At 68.8% G+C, this 19,121-nt stretch carries 17 protein-coding genes; 3 read left to right on the plus strand and 14 right to left on the minus strand.

Going from position 1 to position 19,121, the window contains the following annotated elements; translation table 11 throughout:
- Positions 1-468: 468 nt before the first annotated feature.
- Positions 469-735, plus strand: a complete 267-nt coding sequence (locus HEB94_RS14285) for a DUF6458 family protein (protein WP_192750338.1) — start codon at positions 469-471, stop codon at positions 733-735.
- 55 nt (positions 736-790) lie between these two features.
- Here HEB94_RS14285 and HEB94_RS14290 read toward each other — a convergent pair whose 3' ends face one another.
- Genes HEB94_RS14290 through HEB94_RS14300 form a run of 3 tightly spaced genes read right to left on the minus strand, consistent with a single transcriptional unit; the run spans position 791 to position 3,988 of the window.
- On the minus strand, positions 791-1,702 hold the full coding sequence (locus tag HEB94_RS14290; RefSeq protein ID WP_192750339.1) for a carbohydrate ABC transporter permease: 912 nt from the start codon (positions 1,700-1,702) through the stop codon (positions 791-793).
- A 13-nt stretch (positions 1,703-1,715) separates the two neighbouring features.
- Positions 1,716-2,645, minus strand: a complete 930-nt coding sequence (locus HEB94_RS14295; RefSeq protein ID WP_192750340.1) for a carbohydrate ABC transporter permease — start codon at positions 2,643-2,645, stop codon at positions 1,716-1,718.
- A gap of 26 nt (positions 2,646-2,671) precedes the next feature.
- Positions 2,672-3,988 carry an extracellular solute-binding protein gene (locus tag HEB94_RS14300; protein ID WP_192750341.1) on the minus strand — a complete coding sequence of 439 codons (1,317 nt, stop codon included), beginning with the start codon at positions 3,986-3,988 and terminating at the stop codon, positions 2,672-2,674.
- Between the two features lie 315 nt (positions 3,989-4,303).
- Between HEB94_RS14300 and HEB94_RS14305 the strand changes: the two genes are divergently transcribed.
- Positions 4,304-5,065: an SDR family NAD(P)-dependent oxidoreductase gene (locus HEB94_RS14305; RefSeq protein WP_192750342.1), complete on the plus strand. Its 762-nt coding sequence runs from the start codon at positions 4,304-4,306 to the stop codon at positions 5,063-5,065.
- Between the two features lie 72 nt (positions 5,066-5,137).
- Here the strand turns inward: HEB94_RS14305 and HEB94_RS14310 are convergent, their stop codons facing one another.
- The 4 genes from HEB94_RS14310 to HEB94_RS14325 form a co-directional block, all read right to left on the minus strand.
- On the minus strand, positions 5,138-6,490 hold the full coding sequence (locus tag HEB94_RS14310) for a DUF222 domain-containing protein (protein ID WP_192750343.1): 1,353 nt from the start codon (positions 6,488-6,490) through the stop codon (positions 5,138-5,140).
- A 258-nt stretch (positions 6,491-6,748) separates the two neighbouring features.
- Positions 6,749-7,522, minus strand: a complete 774-nt coding sequence (locus HEB94_RS14315; RefSeq protein ID WP_192750344.1) for an ABC transporter permease — start codon at positions 7,520-7,522, stop codon at positions 6,749-6,751.
- Positions 7,519-8,457, minus strand: a complete 939-nt coding sequence (locus HEB94_RS14320) for an ATP-binding cassette domain-containing protein (RefSeq protein ID WP_192750345.1) — start codon at positions 8,455-8,457, stop codon at positions 7,519-7,521. Before HEB94_RS14320 ends, HEB94_RS14315 begins: the two co-directional genes overlap by 4 nt.
- 39 nt (positions 8,458-8,496) lie before the next feature.
- Positions 8,497-9,159, minus strand: a complete 663-nt coding sequence (locus tag HEB94_RS14325; RefSeq protein WP_192750346.1) for a DUF4097 family beta strand repeat-containing protein — start codon at positions 9,157-9,159, stop codon at positions 8,497-8,499.
- A 232-nt stretch (positions 9,160-9,391) separates the two neighbouring features.
- Here HEB94_RS14325 and HEB94_RS14330 point away from each other — a divergent pair, with 232 nt between their 5' ends.
- Complete coding sequence (locus tag HEB94_RS14330; RefSeq protein ID WP_192750347.1) at positions 9,392-10,147, plus strand: GbsR/MarR family transcriptional regulator; 756 nt, start codon at positions 9,392-9,394, stop codon at positions 10,145-10,147.
- 112 nt (positions 10,148-10,259) lie between these two features.
- Here HEB94_RS14330 and hpnH read toward each other — a convergent pair whose 3' ends face one another.
- Genes hpnH through hpnC form a run of 7 tightly spaced genes read right to left on the minus strand, consistent with a single transcriptional unit; the run spans position 10,260 to position 18,878 of the window.
- The gene (gene hpnH / locus HEB94_RS14335; RefSeq protein WP_192750348.1) at positions 10,260-11,270 is read right to left on the minus strand and encodes an adenosyl-hopene transferase HpnH; all 1,011 of its coding nucleotides are present in this window, start codon (positions 11,268-11,270) and stop codon (positions 10,260-10,262) included.
- A complete protein-coding gene (ispH, locus tag HEB94_RS14340) occupies positions 11,267-12,817 on the minus strand; it encodes a 4-hydroxy-3-methylbut-2-enyl diphosphate reductase (protein ID WP_192750349.1) in 1,551 nt (516 codons plus the stop codon). The genes hpnH and ispH overlap by 4 nt, the downstream gene beginning before the upstream one ends.
- Positions 12,818-12,828: 11 nt before the next feature.
- Positions 12,829-14,727 (minus strand): squalene--hopene cyclase, encoded by a 1,899-nt coding sequence (shc, locus tag HEB94_RS14345; RefSeq protein ID WP_192750350.1) that lies wholly within the window; start codon positions 14,725-14,727, stop codon positions 12,829-12,831.
- On the minus strand, positions 14,727-15,752 hold the full coding sequence (locus tag HEB94_RS14350) for a polyprenyl synthetase family protein (RefSeq protein ID WP_192750351.1): 1,026 nt from the start codon (positions 15,750-15,752) through the stop codon (positions 14,727-14,729). The genes shc and HEB94_RS14350 overlap by 1 nt, the downstream gene beginning before the upstream one ends.
- On the minus strand, positions 15,749-17,107 hold the full coding sequence (hpnE, locus tag HEB94_RS14355) for a hydroxysqualene dehydroxylase HpnE (RefSeq protein ID WP_192750352.1): 1,359 nt from the start codon (positions 17,105-17,107) through the stop codon (positions 15,749-15,751). The genes HEB94_RS14350 and hpnE overlap by 4 nt, the downstream gene beginning before the upstream one ends.
- The gene (gene hpnD / locus HEB94_RS14360) at positions 17,104-17,973 is read right to left on the minus strand and encodes a presqualene diphosphate synthase HpnD (RefSeq protein WP_192750353.1); all 870 of its coding nucleotides are present in this window, start codon (positions 17,971-17,973) and stop codon (positions 17,104-17,106) included. The genes hpnE and hpnD overlap by 4 nt, the downstream gene beginning before the upstream one ends.
- The gene (gene hpnC / locus HEB94_RS14365) at positions 17,970-18,878 is read right to left on the minus strand and encodes a squalene synthase HpnC (RefSeq protein ID WP_192750354.1); all 909 of its coding nucleotides are present in this window, start codon (positions 18,876-18,878) and stop codon (positions 17,970-17,972) included. Before hpnC ends, hpnD begins: the two co-directional genes overlap by 4 nt.
- Positions 18,879-19,121 lie beyond the last annotated feature (243 nt).

Genomic DNA, 19,121 nt, shown 5'->3' on the forward strand with positions numbered 1-19,121 from the left:
TTGTTGTCGGCGGGTAATTTCCGGCGTTACCGGAATACCGTGCTAAGCCGCGTTCGCGCTGGTCAGAGGGCACGTGGGCCGTCTTGCTCAGAGGCCGTACGACGTGTGAGGCGTCTCACCAGAGGACGTCCGACGCATGCGTTTCGCATTCGTTCGAGGGGTGCGGGCCGACCATTCAGGCGACCATTCAGCCGACCATTGAATGGAGGAGTTCGACCATTCGAAGGTGAGGCCGTCGCCATCTCCCGATTCCGGTGCCCCGCTCACCGCCGGGCCCGCTCACTGGCAGACCCGCGTTCGTCGTCGATCCGCGCGATCCACGCCACCATCCGTGCTGTGGCCGGTTCCGGTCCACGGCCTGACGGCACTACGTGTCCGTGGAACTCCTCTGGGTGTGGTGGTTCGCGTCAGTCTGCGTCAGGGTGTACATGTGCAGTGCGCGGTATGGCCCACTTACGGGAGGTTGTCATGAGCATCGGTGCAGGCATCTTCTTCATCGCGTTCGGAGCGATCCTCGCCTTCGCCGTGCGCGCTCAACCAGACTGGCTTCGAGTCGACGTGGTGGGCTGGGTCTTCATCCTCACCGGCATCACCATCCTCGCCATCACCCTGAGCCTGTGGTCCAAGCGCCGGCGGTCCGCGACGGTCAGCGAGCGGCAGGTGCTGGAGAACGGCCGCCAGACCACCACCGAGCGCCGGGTCTACCACGAGACCGACGTACCGCCGGAGGTCTGAGACCCCTGGGCCCGCCGACCCCTGGGCCTACGGACCCAGGGGTCACTGCCCTGGTCTACTGACCGCCCAGCCCGGTGGTGGCCACACCACGCACGATCTGCCGCTGGAAGAAGACGAAGACGGCAAGGAGCGGCAGCGCGGCGAGCACCGCGGCGGCGGAGTTCTGCGCGTACTGCAGGCCGTACCCACTTCGCACGTTGGCCAGCCCGACCGGCAGCGTCATGAGGTCGGGGTTGTTGGTCACGATGAACGGCCACAGGAAGTTGTTCCACGCACCGATGAACAAGAAGATCGAGACGGCGGCGAGGACCGGCCGCGACAGCGGCAACACGATGGACCAGAAGATGCGCAGCGGTCCGGCGCCGTCCATCCGCGCCGACTCCTCGAGTTCGCGCGGGATGCCGTCGAAGAACTTCTTCAGGATATACACGATCACGGGATGGACGAGCTGGGGCAGGATGACGCCCCAGTAGGTGTCGACCAGGTCGAACGTCGCCATCTGCCGGAAGAGCGGCACGATCAGCAGCTGCCCCGGCACCATGATGGAGGCCAGCGTGATCGCCAGCAGCAGCTTGCGGCCCTTGAACCACATGCGGGAGAAGCCGTACGCCGCGAGCGCGGAGATAAGCACGCTCAGCACGGTGACGGCGACCGCGATGAGCACACTGTTGGAGAACCACACGACCAGGTTTCCCTGGCCGAGCACCTTGCGGTAGGCGTCCAGGGTGAATCCGCTCTCGGGCAGGATCTGCACCGGCACCCGCACCGCGTCCTGCTCGGACTTGAACGATGTGAGGATGTTCCACAGGAACGGCACCAGCCAGGCGGCCGCCATCACCAGCAGCGCCAGCAGTCCGACGATCCGGCCGGCGGTGATACGGCGAGGCGACGTACCCGCCCAGTGCGTCGCCGTCGAACGAACCCGGCCTGGGCGTGCGGTGAGCTGCGAGACCGTTTCGGCACTCATGGACCGGACCCCTTCAGTCGCTGTTGCGGGAGAACAGCTTCAGCTGGCCGATGGACAGGATGACGATGACCGCGAACACGAGGTAGGAGATCGCGGCCGCGTAGCCGAGCCGGAAGCCGGAGAAGCCGATGTCGTAGACGTAGAGCAGGACCGGCCGGGTCGCGCCGTTCGGGCCACCGCGGGTGAGCAGGTAGATCTGGTCGAACACCTTCAGCGAGGCGATCAGCTGGAGGACGGCGATCAGGCCGGTGATGCGCCCGAGCATCGGCAGCGTGATCGACCACATCGACCGCCATTCACCCGCGCCGTCGATGGCGGCGGCTTCGTAGAGGTGCTGCGGGATGTCCTGCAGGGCAGCGAGATAGAGCAGGTAGTTGAAGCCGAGGGTCCACCAGACCGTGGTGATCGCCACCGACAGCATGGCGAAACGCTCGTCCTGCAGCCACGGAACGCGGTCGAGCCCGATGGCCTCCAGTGCGGCGTTCGCGAGACCGAAGTCGGCGTGGTACATCCAGCCCCAGAAGATGGTCACCACCGTGACCGGGAGCAGGAACGGCGCGAAGAACGACATCCGGTACAACCACTGCCCCGGGAAGCCGAGGTTGGTCAGCAACGCCAACGCGAGCGGGATGACGACCATCGGCACGGTGGTGATCAGGGTGAAGAGCACCGTGTGCCACAGCGTCCGCCACACCTCCGGATCGGTGAACGCCTCGCTGTAGTTGGCGAGTCCGACGAAGGCCGCCGGACGACCGTTCAGGCTCGCGTCGGTGAAGCCCATGAAGAAACCGGAGATGATCGGCCAGACGAGGAAGACCGCGAACACGAGCAGAAACGGAGCGACGAACAGCACGCCTGAATGCCACACGCGGGTGGTCCACGGCGGTGGGGCGGTGGCGACGGACTTCGGTGGAGTTTCCTTCTCTACAACGGCACTGGTCATGAGAGGGTCCTTCACGCGGCCAGGAACTACAGCGGGCTCGGGGCTTCGATCTGCTTGCGGGTCTCGCGGAGGAACTGATCCACGGCCTGTTCGGGACTGAGCTGGTTGAGCAGTGAGGCCTGGAAGATCTGGGTGCCGCGGTCCTCGTACGGCGAACCGGAACCCGCGAACCACGCGTCCGGAGCGAGGAAGAGATGGTCGGCCGCGGCCTGGTAGTGGGACTGCGGGACCATCGCGCGGTATTCCTCCGTCTCCCGGACGGGCCGGTATGCCGGCACGTGTCCGGCGGTCGCCCAGATCGTTCCCGCCTTGAGCATGTAGGCGACGAACTCGTGCGCGGCTCGGCGGTCGTCCTCGTTCACGTCGCGCTGGAAGGGCAGCACGAAGCTATGGGAGTCGGCGAAGGCGCCCGGTTGTTCGAGTACCTGCGGGAAGGGCACCGCGTCGAGCTTGATGTCGGTGTCGCGCAGGGTGGCGAGGCTCCAGGTGCCACCGAAGAGAACGCCGGAACGCTTGGAGACGAAGGTGGCGTACTGGTCGGATCCGTCGACGGTCGGGGAGATGGTGCCGTCGTGGATCTGCTTCATGAACTCAAGTGTCGACACGGCGACGTCGGCGTCCATCTTCAACGCCGAACTGTCGTTGTCGCGCGGGATCGTCATCGTCCCGCCGGCCTGCCCGAAGAAGGTCCAGAACGTACGCCAGACCCCGCCCTGGGAGTAGCCGAACCCCTTGCTCACCTTCGCGAGCTCGCGGCCGGCCTCGAGGTAACGGTCTTTTGAGTCCAGGCCGACGAGGCGGTTGTCGCCGTCGAGCAGTCCGACCTCGCGGCAGTAGTCGAGGTTGTAGAACGCCAGAATCGGGTGCGTGTCGAGCGGGATGGCGTAAACGCCGCCGGTGAGTGAGGCCCGGTCCCACAGGTCGGGGTTGAAGTCCTTTTGGTGCAGGCCGAGTTCGGCGAGCACGTCGAGGTCGAACGGCGCCAGCATCTTGCCTTCGCCGAGCGCGGTGACCCGCGACATGTGCGCGATCGCCGTCTCCGGTGCGCGTCCGCCGGCGGAGGACATGGCGAGCTTCGTGTAGTAGGGCTGGCCCCAGGACAGCGTCACCGGACGGAAGTCGACGTCCGGGTTCTCCTTCCGGTAGCCGGCGTACATCTCTTCCAGGATGGGGAACTCGCCGCCCTCGAAGAGATTCCAGAACCGCACCAACGTGCGTCCGCTGCCCGCGGCGATCGGCTGCGAGCAGGCGCTGAGCGCTCCTCCGGCGAGGAGGGCGCCGCCACCGGCGAGCACGCCGCGCAGGAACGAACGCCGACCAGGGTCGGGAATGTGCAGCGGCATCGTCGGCCCTTCCTTGACTCCTACTGCGATGGACGAGAGAAGCGGTGAGTTCGAGATACCGAACGGCGTTCGCGATGTCGTAGACGGAAAACCTAGGGGTGAGCGCTTTCCCCGTCAACAGATTCGCAATGATTCGGTAAACCGGAGCGCTCCTCCGGTACGGCGTGTGTCGGCGGTGTTTCCGTATCCGGCCCGGTGGGGTCACCTTCGTGCCAGGCTTGCGCAGGACGGCGGGTGTCGCGCTACGGCAGGTGTCGCAGTGCTGCCGGCGCTGGGAGTACGGCGGGGCAGTGTGCGGTGTGGCGGAGGTGTGGCGTGCGGGTCGCGGGAACCTTGGCGGTGGTCACCGGAGCGTCCAGCGGAATCGGGCGGGCGGTGGCCGTCCGGTTGGCGGGCGCGGGGTGTCGGTTGATCCTCGTGGGCCGGGACGAGGCGCGGCTCGCGGAGGTCGCCCGGGACACCGGCGGTGAGGTCGTGGTGGCGGATCTGGCCGACTCGATCGCCGTGGCGGAGTTGGCGGAACGCCTGGCGCGCGACGGTGCCGGGCCGGACGTCCTGGTCAACAACGCCGGCATCGGCAGCATCGGCCCGGTGGCGGCGCAGGACGGCGCGGACCTCGACCGGCTGCTCGCGGTCAACCTGCGTGCGCCGGTGACGCTCACCCGCTCCGTACTTCCCGGGATGCTGGAACGCGGTCGCGGTCACCTCGTCTTCGTGTCGTCCATCGCCGCCATCCTGGGCGTCGCGGGAGAGTCGAGCTACGCGGCCGTCAAGGCGGGCTTGCACGTCTTCGCCGCGAGTGTGCACGCCGAGGTGGGTTCGGCGGGGGTCGGCGTGAGTACGATCGTGCCGGGCGTGGTGGACACGGAGTTCTTCGTGCGCAGGGGTTCGCCCTACACACGCCGCTTCCCCCGGCCCATCCGCGCCGACAGGGTGGCGGACGCGGTGCTGCGTGCGGTCGAACGTGACCGCGCCGAGGTGATCGTGCCAGCGTGGCTGCGGGTGCCGGTCATGGTCCGCTCGATGGCACCGAACACCTACCGCCGGCTCGCGGCTCGCTGGGGCGGAACGTCCTGATCGCTCCGCTCGGCCTGCTTGCTGCGGCACGCGCCCGAGGAGCCCCGCAAGGTGACCTTGCGATTGCGTCGTTCAGCGGCGGAGGGGGTGTTGTCTCGGGTTGGTCCATGGGGGTGGGATGTATTCGGGGTGGCCGTGGTTGCTCATCCTGACCTGCCAGTTGTCGTGGTGGATCAGGTGGTGGTGGGTGGGGCAGATGAGTACTCCGTTTCTGACATCGGTGGGCCCGCCGTCTGCCCAGTGGATGAGGTGATGGGCGTGGCACCACTTCTCCGGCGCCTCGCAGTCGGGGAAGTTGCAGTGGTGTCCGTCGCGTTCCCCGATGGCGTGGCGCTGGCTGCTGGTGAAGAGTCTTGTTCCGGTGCCGAGGTCGAGGATGGCTCCGTCGCTGCCCAGGACGGCGGGGAGGATCTCGGCGTCGCAGGCCAGCATCCGCAGCCACCGCGCGGAGACCGCGATCCCGCCCGGGACCTTCCCGAACGTCCCGACCTTCGGACCGCTGCCATCCGCGCCGCCGTTCTCACGATCGGAACAGCCGCCCACGTTCTCTCCGCACCCGGTAGGGCTGTCCTCGCAGCAGCCGGCGGGGCTGGTGGGGTTGAGGGTTGCGGTGGCTTGGAGGGTGGTGTGGATGACGCCGTGCCCGTGCAGGTCACGCAGGTATTGGAAGGGGATCGTCGCGGTGATCCGCGGCCTCGTCCCACCCCGGGTGGGTGCGTTGCCGGCGGCTTGGGCGAGGTCGATCCATTCGATGGCGGCGTCGGCGAGGCGGCGGTCGTAGGGGCGGGTGTCCCTGCCGTGGGGTCCGGGGCGGGGTTTGGCGAGGGCGTCGAGCATGCCGTGGAGTTGGGTCATGTAGGCGCGTTCGAACCGCATCGTGACCGTGCCGATGCCCGGCGCTGCGGTGCCGAAGTAGACGGTCCTGCTCGCCGCGGCCTTCTTTTCTTCCCGTGCGAGTTGTTCACCGATCCGCCGGTCGGCGTCGTCAGGGGCCACCACCTGATACAACCGTTCCCCCAACGCTCGCAGCTCCTGCGGGTCGAAGGTCTGTGCCTGTTCCACCAACGCGGTCTCGCCTTGGGCCTTCACCTCAGCGTCGATATCGGCGGGGAGTTTCCCCATCGCCAGGTGGATCTCCTGCGCGTGCTGTAGCGAGACTCTTCCCTCAGCCAGTGCCTTCTTCGTGGTGTGCAGGGTGGTGTCGAGGGCTTTGGCCAGCTTCACCGCGCCACCGGCTTCGGACCGGCTCATCCGGGTCTGCTGCCGGACCCATACCGCCGTGCTCGCCGCACCCGTGCCGGTGTGCACGGCGTTGACATCGGCCTGTCGCACGAGATCCAGGATCAGGGCGTCCAGACGCGCCCGCTCCCGCACAAGCTGGGCCAACGCTTCACCGACGTCGCGGGGAGCGACCAGAGCGGACACGACGCCACCTCGTCGAGACAGTCGCGGACACCATCGACCACCGCACGAAGCGGATGGGTGGAGGTGGTGTCGGCGTCCATGACCAAACCCTAGACCCGACCACCGACAACAACCCCTTGTAAACAAGGGCGTTCGGGCCACGCGGCCGAGACTATTTCGAACAATTCCTGGTCAGAAGAGCGCCCTCGATGCGACGGGTCGAAAGGCTCAGGGCCGTCAGACCCGTTGGTCTGACGGCCCTGTTCGGCCGGCTCATGGTCAGGCCTTGTTGAAGGTGTTCTTGGCCCAGAGGTAGGAGACGACGGCGATGCCGGCGCACCAGGCGGTGGCGATGAGGGCGCTGTTGCCGATCGGGGTGCCGAGCAGGAGGCCGCGGACGGTTTCCATGATCGGGGTGAAGGGCTGGTACTCGGCGAACCAACGGAGGACGGTGGGCATCGAGTCAGTGGGGACGAATCCGCTGCCGAGGAAGGGCAACAGGATCAGGGGCATGGGGGCGTTGCTGGCGGCTTCGGGGGTCGGGGACTTCAGGCCGAGAGCGACCGACAGCCAGGTGACGGCCACGGCGAACAGGGTGAGCAGAGCGGCGCCGGCCAGCCATTCAGCCGCGGAGGCGTTGGGGCGGAAGCCGATCGCCAGGGCGATGCCGATGAGGACTGCCATGCTGAGGAGCTGCTGGACGACGCTCGCGACGACGTGACCGGTGAGGACCGAGGCGCGGGAGATCCGCATGGTGCGGAAACGGGCGATGATGCCTTCGGTCATGTCGGTGGCGACCATGACGGCGGTTCCGGTGGCCGCCATGGAGGCCGTCATGAGCAGGATGCCGGGGACGACGTAGTTGACGTAGGCGTCGCGGCCGCCGCCGAGCCCCTCGCCGAGCGTTCCGCCGAGGACGTACACGAACAGCAACAGGATGATGACGGGCGTGGCGACCAGCTGCACGGTCATGGACGGGTAGCGGAGCAGGCGCTTGAGCTGGCGCCGGACCATGGTGGAGGAGTCGCGCGCGGCGAGGGTGAGCGTGCTCATCGGGAGGCTTCCTTCTGCTGGCCGGTGAGGGTGAGGAAAACGTCGTCGAGGTCGGGGGTGTGGACGCTCATGTCGTCGATGTCGATCGAGCGTTCGTCCAGGCGGGCGAGCAGTTCGCGGATCGCCCGGACGCCGCGGTCGCTCGGCACCTGCAGGGTGAGTGCCTCCGCGTCGGCGATCCCCGCGCCGAGGAGGTCGCGGGCGGCGACGAGCAGGTGCGTGTCGGCGAAGGTGAGTTCGATGTGGCCATCGGGGATGCGCCGCTTGAGCTCTTCGGCGCTGCCTTCGGCGATCAGCCGTCCGTGGTCGAGGAGGGCGATGCAGTCGGCAAGCTCGTCGGCCTCCTCGAGGTACTGGGTGGTGAGGAAGATGGTGACGCCGCTCGCGACGAGCTCACGCACGATCTGCCACATGGAGCGGCGGCTGCGCGGGTCGAGGCCGGTGGTGGGTTCGTCCAGGAAGATCAGACGGGGGTCGCCGACCAGGGTCATCGCCAGGTCGAGCCGCCGTTGCATACCGCCGGAGTAGGTCCCGGCCGGTTTGCGCGCCGCGTCGACCAGGTCGAAGCGGTCGAGCAGTTCGGCGGCCTTGCGCTTGCCGTCCCTGCGGGACAGGTGCTTGAGGTCGGCCATGAGGAGCAGGTTCTCCTCGCCGGTGAGCAACTTGTCGACGGCGGAGTACTGGCCGGTGACGCCGGTCGCGCCGCGTACGTCGTCCGGCTTGCGGGCCAGGTCATGACCGGCGACCTGGACGGTGCCGCCGTCGGCCGGGATCAGCGTGGACAGGATCTGGACGGTGGTGGTCTTGCCGGCGCCGTTCGGGCCGAGCAGGGAGAAGATCGTTCCTTCGGGGACGGCCAGGTCGACTCCGTCGAGTACGACCTTGTCGCCGTAAGACTTGCGCAGCCCGTTCGCCGCGATGGCCAGGTTCGTCATGATGGTGCTCCTCAGGGGCTGCGGGTCGCAGGCGGTGGGCTAGAGGCTGTGGGCGGTGATGTCGCCGTGTGAGGTTGTCGCGCGGATGTCGAGTTGGGGGGTGCCGTTGTTTTTGAGGGTGTTGTTGATGCGGCCGTAGGTGGTGCCGGCGTCGAGGGTGGCGGAGACTCCGGTGGCGGTGGTGACGGTGATGTCGCCGTACTGGGTGCGGAGTTCGACTTTGCCGTGGGTGGCTTCGGTGATGGTGATGTCGCCCCTGGCGGTGGTGACTTCGGCGGAACCGCTCAGCCGGCCGATCTCGACGTCGCCGTCGATGGCGGTGAGGTGGAGGTTGGCGGCTTCGTCGATCTTGGTGTGGCGGTAGGCGCCGGTGAAGGTGAGGTTGCCGAGGCGGCCGACGCCGCGCAGTTCACTGGCGGCGGTTTTGGCGTTGACCTGGGAACCGGTGGGCAGCTGGATGGTTACCTGGATGGAGCCGGAGGGGCCGAAGGCCTGGTTCTTGACCGTGGTGTGGATCGTCAGCACGCCGTCGGTGTAGTCGATGCTGGTCTGTTCGGCTGTTTTGACGTCGCGGTTCTTGGCGGGGTTGGTGGGTGTGACCTCGACGGTGGTGTCGGTGCGGTCGGCGGCGATGAGCTGGATGCGTCCGGCGGGGATGTCCAGGACGGCGGTGATGGGGGCGGGGGTGTCGAAGGTGTGCATCGTGGTCTCCGGCGGGTCGTGTTCTGGTTGTTTCTGACGCCGGAAACGCTACGTTGCATTCCAGATCTGTGCAACACGTGCGTTGCTTCGGAACGGCATGTGTGCAGGTGAGCGCCTCGATATTGTTGCAACGGTCTCGAATCTAACGCAACGATCGTCGACCCTGCCGTTGCATTGGAGTGAAAGTGAACGCTATGGTGAGGGCGTCCAGGAAGCGTGAAGGGAGATCGCGATGCCGGGAGGCAGACTCACCCAGCAGGAACGCCAGCAGATCGCGCTGGGGCTGGCCGACGGCCTCGCCTACGCGGAGATCGCCAGACGCCTCGATCGTCCGACCTCGACGATCACGCGCGAGGTGATGCGCAACGGCGGACCTACCGGTTACCGGGCCGACCTGGCCCACCGCGCCACCGAACGCCGCGCCCACCGGCGCAGTCAGTCCGCGCCCCGGAGGGCAGAGGCGCCCCCGCAGGCCCACGGACGCGACGCCGAGGCCGTACGCGAGTACGAGGAGATGTTCACCACCGTCCTCATGCAAGCGGGCACGCCCAAGATGATGGCCCGGGTGCAGGCATGCCTCTACACCACCGACGCGGGCAGCCTCACCGCCGCCGAACTCGTCCAGCGCCTCCAGGTCAGCCCGGCGTCCATCTCCAAGGCGATCACGTTCCTCGAAAGCCAGGGCCTCGTCCGCCGCCAACGCGACGAACGCCGTCGCGAGCGCTACGTCGTCGACGACGACATCTGGTATCAGGCGATGATCGCCAGCGCCCGTTCTCTCGACCAGGTAACCGAGGCCGCCCGGCAGGGCGTCGCCGTCCTCGTCCCCGGCACCCCGGCCGCCACCCGCCTGGAGAACATCGCCCGCTTCATCGACTTCGTCAACGAGAGCATCACCCGCGCCGCCGAACAGGCCCGCGACGTCCTCCACACCAAAGCCGAAGCGACCTCAGACGGTGTTGCCGCGTCAGGTGCGGATCGCGAATAGAGAGTCGTGGACAGCGGATACACGCCGCCACAGTGGTGGCTGTCAACCGCACCTTTGCGTCGATGCGGAGATCGCCGGTCGTGAACCGCCGGCAGGTGAACTCTCGGATCCGTCAGTGCCCGGCGATCGCCCGCAGCGACTGACGCAGTGACCCCATCGTGGCGAGGACCGCGGTGGGCTCGTATCCGCAGTGGGCCATGCAGTTGGCACATCGCGGGTCGCGGCCGCGGCCGTAGCTGTCCCAGTCGGTGTCCTCGATCAGCTCACGGTAGGTCGTCGCGTAGCCGTCGCTCATCAGGTAGCAGGGACGCTGCCAGCCGAACAGCGAGTACGACGGGATTCCCCAGGCAGTGCAGGGAAAGTCGACCTTGCCCTCGAGGAAGTCCAGGAAGAGCGGCGAGTGGTTGAGTCGCCAACGCCTGCGGTTGCCCTGCCCGAAGGCCTTCCGGAACAGTTCGCGGGTCTGGGTGACACCGAGGAAGTGCTCCTGGTCCGGTGCCTTCTCATAGGCGTACGCCGGCGACACCATCATCTCGTCGACCTGGAGGTCGTCGTTGAGGTAGTCGAGGACGTCGATGACGTTCTGCGGTGAGTCGTTGCTGAAGAACGTCGTGTTGGTGGTGACCCGGAACCCTCTCTCCTTCAGGAATCGCACCGCCGCGACGGCCCCCTCGAATCCGCCCTCTCGGCAGACCGAGGCGTCGTGGCGTTCCTTCAGGCCGTCGATGTGGACGGTGAAGGCGAAGTAACGGGAGGGCCGGAAGTCGAACCGGTCCCACCATTTCTGGACCAGCAGCGCGTTGGTGCACAGGAAGACGTACACCTTCTTGGCCACCAGCTCGTTGACCAACCGGTCGATCTCCGGGTGCATGAGCGGTTCGCCGCCCGCGATGGACACCATCGGCGCCCCGCACTCCTCCATCGCGGCGACCGCCTGCTCGACGGGCATTCGGCGACGTAGCTCGTCGGCCGGGTGCTGGATCTTCCCACATCCCGCGCACTGCAGGTTGCACGCGAAGAGGGGCTCGAGTTCGACCAGCAACGGGAACTTCTCACGTCTGCGCAGGCGCTGGGTGGCGAGATATCGCGCGATGCGCAGGCTCTGCCGCAACGGCATGGTCATGGCTGCCGCACCTCCTTCGGCAAAGTGAACTGAATGTCCTCCGTGGTCACCTCACGTTCGAGTAGGTCGACAGGACCCAGGCCACGGATGGCTTCGACTGTTTCCTCGACCAGCGACATCGGTGCCGAGGCTCCGGCGGTGATCGCGATCGTCCCCGCGTCGGTCAGCCAGGCGAGGTCGATGTCGCCGGCGTCGTCGATCAGGTGGGCGGGCGTGCCCATCCGGTCGGCGAGTTCGACCAGACGGTTGGAGTTGGAGGAGTTCTGGGAGCCCACCACGAGTACGAGGTCGGCTTCGTCGGCGACCGATCGCAGGGCGTGCTGGCGGTTCGTGGTGGCGTAGCAGATGTCGTCGGATCCCGGCGCCTGCAGCGACTCGAAGCGTTCGTGCAGGACGTCGACGATCTCGGCGACCTCGTCGACGGCGAGTGTCGTCTGTACGAGGTAGGACACCCGCGCCGGATCGGGTACCTCGATGCCGCGCGCCGCGTCGAGGTCCTCGACGAGCAGGGTGCTGTCGGGGCGTTCGCCGATCGTTCCCTCGGTCTCCTCGTGCCCGGCGTGCCCAATGAACAGCACCGTGTCGCCGCGGTCGGCGAACCTGCGTGCCTCGCTGTGCACCTTGGCCACCAGGGGGCAGGTCGCGTCGACGACGGACAGGCCACGGACACTCGCGTCCGTCCGGACCGCCGGCGCGACTCCGTGGGCGGAGAAGACGACCGTGGCGCCGTCGGGCACCTCGTCCAACTCCTCGACGAACACCGCGCCGAGGGCCTCCAGCCGGCGGACGACATGCACGTTGTGCACGATCTGCTTGCGTACGTAGACCGGTGCGCCCTGCTGCTCGAGCACCCGCTCGACGATGTGGATCGCGCGTTCGACCCCGGCACAGAAGGATCGTGGCGAGGGCAACAACACCCTGCGGGGGCGGATGGCCGACCCCCACGTGGCCAGGGCGGGTGCGACGCGGGTCAGCGTACGGAGGGCGGTACGCAGATGCGCGACGGTGACCGGACGCAGCAGTGGCCGGGTGGCCGGGTCGGCGATCACCCGGACGCACGCGGTCGGGGTCTCGGCGGGCAGGCCGGCGAGCGACCACGCCGACTCCATGTCCACGGCGAGGGCGCCCGTTCGGTGCAGGGTTCGGCGTTCGGCGCCGGTGACGATGTGGTCGCGGCTGAGGACCGGCCCGGTGCGCACGGTCAGTCCGAAACGCCGGAGCCGGGCCGCGAGCAGCGGTGCGCTGGGACAGGTCACCACCCGGTCGGCTCCGCGGACCTCGGTCGCCACGATGACGTCACCGGGCACCAGGGAAGGGTCGAGGCCCCCCGCGATCCCGGCGACCGCCACCGCGGGCGGGGCGCCGGGCCGTGCGTCGGACTGGGCGCCGGACTGGGCGCGGAGGTCGCGGGCGGCCCGCTCGGCCCGCTGCCGTCCCGCTCCGGTCGGCACCAACGCGACGCCTGGCTCACCCGCGGCCGTGAGGCCCCGCCGCAGGCAGGCGGCTTCGGCGCGCGTTGGCGCCCAAACGACGTACGCAGACGTCATGGCAGCCTTCCTCATACCCGTCCGAGCACCCGACCCAGGGCGCTGATCGGGAACACCAGCCGATACAGGTGGTAGTTGAGGTAGAAGTCGCCGGGGAAGCCGGTTCCGGTGAAGTGCGCCTCGTCCCACCCGCCGTCGGGACGCTGGGTCTCGACGAGCCATTCCACTCCCCGCTGGGCCGCCTCGGAGTCAGCCTCGTCGGCCGCGTCCAGGGCGAGCAACGCCCAGGCCGTCTGGGAGGCGGTCGAGGCACCCACTCCGATCCATTCCGGTTCGGAGTAGGAGCGCAGGTCCTCACCCCAGCCACCGTCGGCGTTCTGTCGTGCTCGCAGCCACTCGACGGCACGGTGGATCGCCCGATGCTTGCGGGAGACCCCGGCCGCCACCAGCGCGGGTACGACGGCGCCGGTTCCGTAGATGTGGTTGGCGCCCCACCGGCCGAACCACGACCCTTCCGGCTCCTGCTCCTCGAGCAGCCAGCGCACGGCCCGCTGCACGACCGGATCATCCGCGTGTCCTTCGTGGGCGAACATCTCGACGATGTGGGCCGTCACGTCGGCGCTGGGTGGGTCGATCACCGCGCCGAAGTCGCAGAACGGCAGCTGGTAGGCGAGTTCGCGGGTGTTGTCGGCGTCGAAGGCGCCCCACGCGCCGTTCCGGCTCTGCATGCCACGCAGCCAGATCCTGGCCCGGCGTACGGCGTCGTCGACCTCCGGCACGTGCGCGGTGCGGCGCAGGCCGAGGACGACCTCGGCGGTGTCGTCGGTGTCGGGATAGCCGTCGTTGTCGAACTCGAACGCCCACCCGCCGGGTGGTGTGGTCGGACGCCGGACCGCCCAGTCACCTCGAACCGTGATCTCCTCCTGGAGCAGCCAGTCACGGGCGCGCAGCATCGCCGGCGCGTCGGGGTCCATGCCCGCGTCGCCCAGCGCCACCAGCGCGAGGCCGGTGTCCCAGACCGGCGACTGGCACGCTTCGATCCGTCGTACGGTCCCGTGCGGTGTCTCCTCGCGGATGGTGTAGCGCTCCCATCCCCGCAGGCCCGCGGTCAGCACCGGATGGTCCAGGGGATACCCGAGTGCGTTCAGCGCCATCAGCGAGTAGACCCACGGTGGCTGGATGCCACCCCAGCAGCCGTCCTTCTCCTGGCGCGCGATGATCCACTCCGCGGCTCGACGCAAGGCGACCTTGCGCAGTGGCCGGACGGCGTGGCGTTCGTACCCGTGCAACACCTGGTCGAGGCGCTGGAAGGCACCCCGCCAGGTGGTCACCGGATCCGGCCGGGGCGCCGGCGCGTGGCTACGCAGCTCGGCGGTCGTCACGCCGAGGTCACGCTGGGGCCTGAGCGCACCGAGGATGGTGAGGGGTACGACAGTCTGTCGTGCCCAGCACGCCCAGTCGTAGAGGTTGAACGGCACCCACTTCGGCAGGAACACGATCTCCGGTGGCATCGCCGGAACGTCGTTCCAGCTCCACTCGCCGAACAGTGCGAGCCACATCCGGGTGAAGACCCGGCTGCGCTCCAGACCACCCTTGTCAAGAATGTATTGACGGGCCTGTTTCAGGTGCTGGTCGTCCGGGTCGTCACCGGCGAGGCGGAGCGCGACATAGGCCTCGACCGTCGTCGAGAGATCACCGGGCCCGAACCTGAAGTTGGCCCACGAACCGTCCTGGCGCTGCTGGCTGCGGATCCAGCGGGCGGCCTCCTCGGTCTGCTCGGCCGTACGGATTCCGAGGAACTGACGCATCATCAGGTCCTCGGCGTCCATCGTGACGTTCGTCTCCAGCTCGCCCTTCCACCAGCCGGCCGGGTCCTGCAGGTCCATCAGGTGGGCCACGGCGCGGTCGAGCGCGTCCTGCGCGCGGTGGGTGTGTGAAGTGGCGTCGCGGAGTCGGTCGTGTGCCGTCATCAGCGGTCCCGTCCACGCAGCCGGCGGGCGATCCTGGCCAGGTCGTCTCGGATCTCCTCCGGCAGCTCCAACGGGTCGAGGGCCCGCACTCCGGCAGCGAGCTGCCGGTCGGCCTCCTCCTCGGTCCAGGCACGCCCACCGGCCTCGTCGACCAGGACGGCCGCCCGGATCAGTTCGCCCTCGTCCAACGGGTCGGGCCGGTTGTAGAGGTCCCGCAGCTCCGCGGCCGCCGCCGTCGAGGAGGTGAGCGCCGCCACCACCGGGACCGTCTTCTTGCACGCGCGCAGGTCCGACAACACCGGCTTGCCGGTGAGCACCGGGTCGCCCCAGATGCCCAGCAGGTCGTCGGTGAGCTGGAACGCCATCCCGACGTGGTTGCCGAACTCCGCGAGCCCCCTGACCAGGGTGGGCGGCGCACCGGCGAGAACGGCGCCGAGCGACGTCGAACAGGCGAGCAACGCCGCCGTCTTGTCCGCCGCCATGCTCATGCACTCCTCGAGCGTCACGTCGTCGCGCTTCTCGAACGCCACGTCGGCGGTCTGCCCCGCGATGAGCTGTCGAACCGTGGCGCCGAGCCGGCGTACGGCGTCGGGCACGTGTTCGGAGCGGGCCTCGCCGAGCACTTCGTTGGCGAGGGACAGCAGGGCGTCCCCGGCGAGGATCGCCGCGGAGATCCCGAACCGGGCCCAGACCGTCGGGCGGTGCCGGCGTTCGGTGTCGCCGTCGATCACGTCGTCGTGCAGCAAGGAGAAGTTGTGCACCAGCTCGCAGGCCAGGGCGGCCGGCACGCCGGCCGCGGCCGGTGCGTCGGCGGCCAACGCGGACAGGACCGCGAGGGTCGGGCGCAGACCCTTGCCGTTCAGGTTCTGCTCGGCCGGGAAGTGGCCCTCGGAGTCCCAGAACCCCAGGTGGTAGCCACAGGTCAGCCGGGTGCCCGCGTCGAGCCGGTCCAGCACCTCGTGCAGCGCCGGGTCGACCAGCCGGCGAATCTCGGTGATCCGGTACTCGGTCGGGATCAGCGTCATGGCAGGGCCTCCCCAAATGTTCGAAGTCGGGGCGGGCGTGCACGAGAGATGTCGAGCACGTCCGCCGCCTGGAGGCCGCTACGCACGGCGCCCTCCATCGTGTCCGGCCAGCCGGTGGCGGTCCACGCACCGGCGAGTGCCAGGTTGGGCAACAAGGTGCGGGCGGGTGGCCGCAGCTCCGCCGTACCAGGTCCCTGGTGGAAGGTCGCGTGCGGCTCACGAGTGACGAACGAGTCCTCCAACCGGGCGGTGCGAGCGCCGGGCAGAAGTTCGTCGACAGCTTCGGAGTAGGTACGTCGTACCTCCTCGGCCGGAGCGTCAATGCAGCCGTGCGCGGCCGAGACGGACACCACGAGGTACTGCCCGTGTTCGAGCCCGGCTGCCCGGGTCCGGTCGAAGATCCACTGCACCGGCGAGTCGAGGGCGGCGGCGTACCGGAAGCCCAGCACCTTGCGGTTGTAGCGCAAGTGGACGTTGACAATCGGTGCCGAACCGAGTCTGGTCCAGCGTTCCCGGTCCGGCACGGCCTGGGGTGGCACCAGCCGGGCGGCGGCCGGATGGGGAACGGCGACCACCACGGCGTCGGCGCTCAGGGTGCCGTCCCGGGTCCGCAGCACGAACCCGTCACCGTTCGGTTCGATGGCCATCACCTTCGTCCCCGTGTGTACGGCGACCCCGAGGCGCTCGAGGAGCCGGCCGGCGGGCTCGGCGTGCAGGTAACGCAAGGGCACGGCCGGCACCCCGATGTCCGCGGCGTCACGTTCGCCGAGGAACGCCGTCCGAAACACCTGCGCGGCGAGGGCGAGTGAGGCCTTGTCCGGCGGGAGGTTCAGCGCGGCGACGGCGATCAGCCCCCACAGGCGGTCGATCGACCGGGCGGACTGGTGCCGCCGACGCAGCCAGGAACCGAACGTCAACGCGTCCGAGTGCGGGTCGGCCGGATCGACGTCCCGCAGTGCGAGGACCGCGCGGCCGGCGCTGATCCGCTCCCGCGGCGAGAGCGGGCTGTACCCCAGCAGCGACCGGGTGAGGTGCAGCGGTGCCGGCGCACGACCCGCGCGGTACAGCCAGGACAGTCCTCGGGCGTGCAGGACCGGGATGGCGAAGTGGTCCTGCACCGGTGCGTGCCGGCTCACCCCCAGCCGCTCCAGCAGCGCGCGGTAGGCGTGGTAGCAGCGCAGGAAGACGTGCTGCCCGGTGTCGGCGACGACGCCGTCGCGGAGCAGTGAGTACGTCGCGCCACCGAGGTGGCTGCGGGTCTCCAGCAGCGTCACCTGGGCGCCACGGTCGGCCAGCCGGAGCGCGGCGGCGATACCGGCCAGGCCGCCGCCGACCACCACGACGGAATCGCTCATGCGGCCCCCAGGGTGAGGGCCCGGGCGGCGACAGCCAGCTTCGCGCTGGTCGGCAGCGAGAGCCGGGTCGAGCGCACGGCGTCGGGGTCGGCGCTGATCCGGTGCAGCAGCCGGTGGTAGATGCCCGCCATCGCAGCGGTGCAGGCACGGCTGCGCCGGTCCAACATCGGGAGCAGGGTGAGGCCGCGGGTGTACCACGTCTGCGCCCGCTCGGCCTCGAACCGGACGAGATCGCGGAAGCTGTCCGGATCGTTCAACCGGTCGCCGGGCCCGAGCTCGAGCGTGCAGCCGTAGTGCTCCAGGTCTGCCGCCGGCAGGTAGACGCGTCCGTTCTGGCGGTCCTCGCGCAGGTCGCGGAGGATGTTGGTCAGCTGCAGGGCGACACCGAGCGTGTCCGCCAGTGGTGCGGCGTCGTCGTACTCACGGGGGTCGAAGACGCCGAGCGACAGGCGTCCCACCGAACCCGCGACCTGCCGGCAGTAGCCCACCAGCTCGTCGAACGTCTTGTAGCGCAGGCCCCGCACGTCGGCCTCGCAGCCGTCGATGAGTTCCTCGAAGCCTCCGAGCCGGATCGGGAAGCGCCGGGCGGCGTCGGCGAGCGCGACCAGCACCACGTCGTCCTCGGAGGACGGTGAACCGCTGGCCTCGAGCGCCTGGACCTGCTTGCGTACGCCGGCGAGTTGGTCGAGCTTGTCCGCGTCGGGCAGATCGCCGTCGCCGATGTCGTCGATCCGGCGGGCCATGGCGTAGACGGCCGACAGGGCGCGTCGCTTGGGCGGGGGCAGCAGGGCGATGCCGTAGGCGAAGTTGCGCGCCTCGCGCCGGGTGATGGACTCGCAGCCGCGGTAGGCATCGTCGACGTTCATGCGCGTCCCTTCGTCACGGGTCGGCGCCGGCCGAGCATGCTGCGCAGGAATGCGCCGGCGAATGCGGGCGATGTCGGCCTGGGTACCCGCCGCAGCGGATCGAAACCCCCTCGCCGCAAAGCCGCGCAGGTGGCCCGCCCACCGGCGACGTATCCCGCGACACTCAGCCGAGCCCAACCCGACAGGGTTCCGAGCAGGGGAGCGCCCGCTTCGAGCAGGTCCTTCGCCCGCGCCGTCTCGAATTCGATCAGGGCGCGGACGTCCGCGGTGGCGGCGCGCAGGCCGAGGTCCTCCTCGCGTACGGAGAAGTGCCGAAGGTCCTCCCGCGGCACGTAGACCCGGCCGCGGTGGTAGTCCTCGGAGACGTCCTGCCAGTGCTCGAGCAGCTGCAACGCGGTACAGATCTTGTCCGACAAGGCGATGCGTTCGGGGGTGGCGCGACCGAAGACACGCAGGACCAGTTCGCCGACCGGATCCGCGGAGAGCCGGCAGTAGCCGAGCAGGTCGTCGAAAGTCTCGTACCGGCTGATGTGCTGGTCCCGACGGTTGGCCTCGACGAGGCGCAGCAGGGGATCGGCGGGGATCCGTTGCCTGGCCACAGTCGACGCCAGGCCCGCGACCACCGGATCGCTCACCGGACCGCCGTTGTACAGGGCGCGTACGTCGGCCTCCACACTGCCCAGGGCCGCCAACCGGTCGCCGGAGGCCTGGTCGCCGAGGTCGTCGACGTGGCGGGCATACCGGTACACCGCCTCGAGATCCTGGCGAATGCGTACGGGCAGGATTCGCAGCGCGACCGGGAAGTTCTCGGTGGCTGCCTTACCCAGCGGGTCCTCCGCCCGGATGGCGGGGCCACCGACGCCGATCGGCGCGGCGTCAGCCGAGCCGTCTGGCCTGTCGGACATGGCGAGCCCCTCCTCGCTGCCTCCGGTCGAGCGGGCGCGCCGTGGCGGCGCCGCCGGGAAGTCCACCGCACTTCGGTATGCCTTCGTGTGAGCGCCCCGTAATGCCCGTGCCCCGAGGGTCACGAGCTGTGTGATTCAGCTTAAGGGCGCGCGCGATCCGTGGTCACGACAATTCGGCGAGAAACACGGTCAAGAATGCATCCCGAATTTGGTAAAAAAAACCGGCAAGAAAAGGTTTGAAAG

It is taken from the genome of Actinopolymorpha pittospori, assembly GCF_014873875.1.
Classification (GTDB): Bacteria; Actinomycetota; Actinomycetes; order Propionibacteriales; family Actinopolymorphaceae; genus Actinopolymorpha; species Actinopolymorpha pittospori.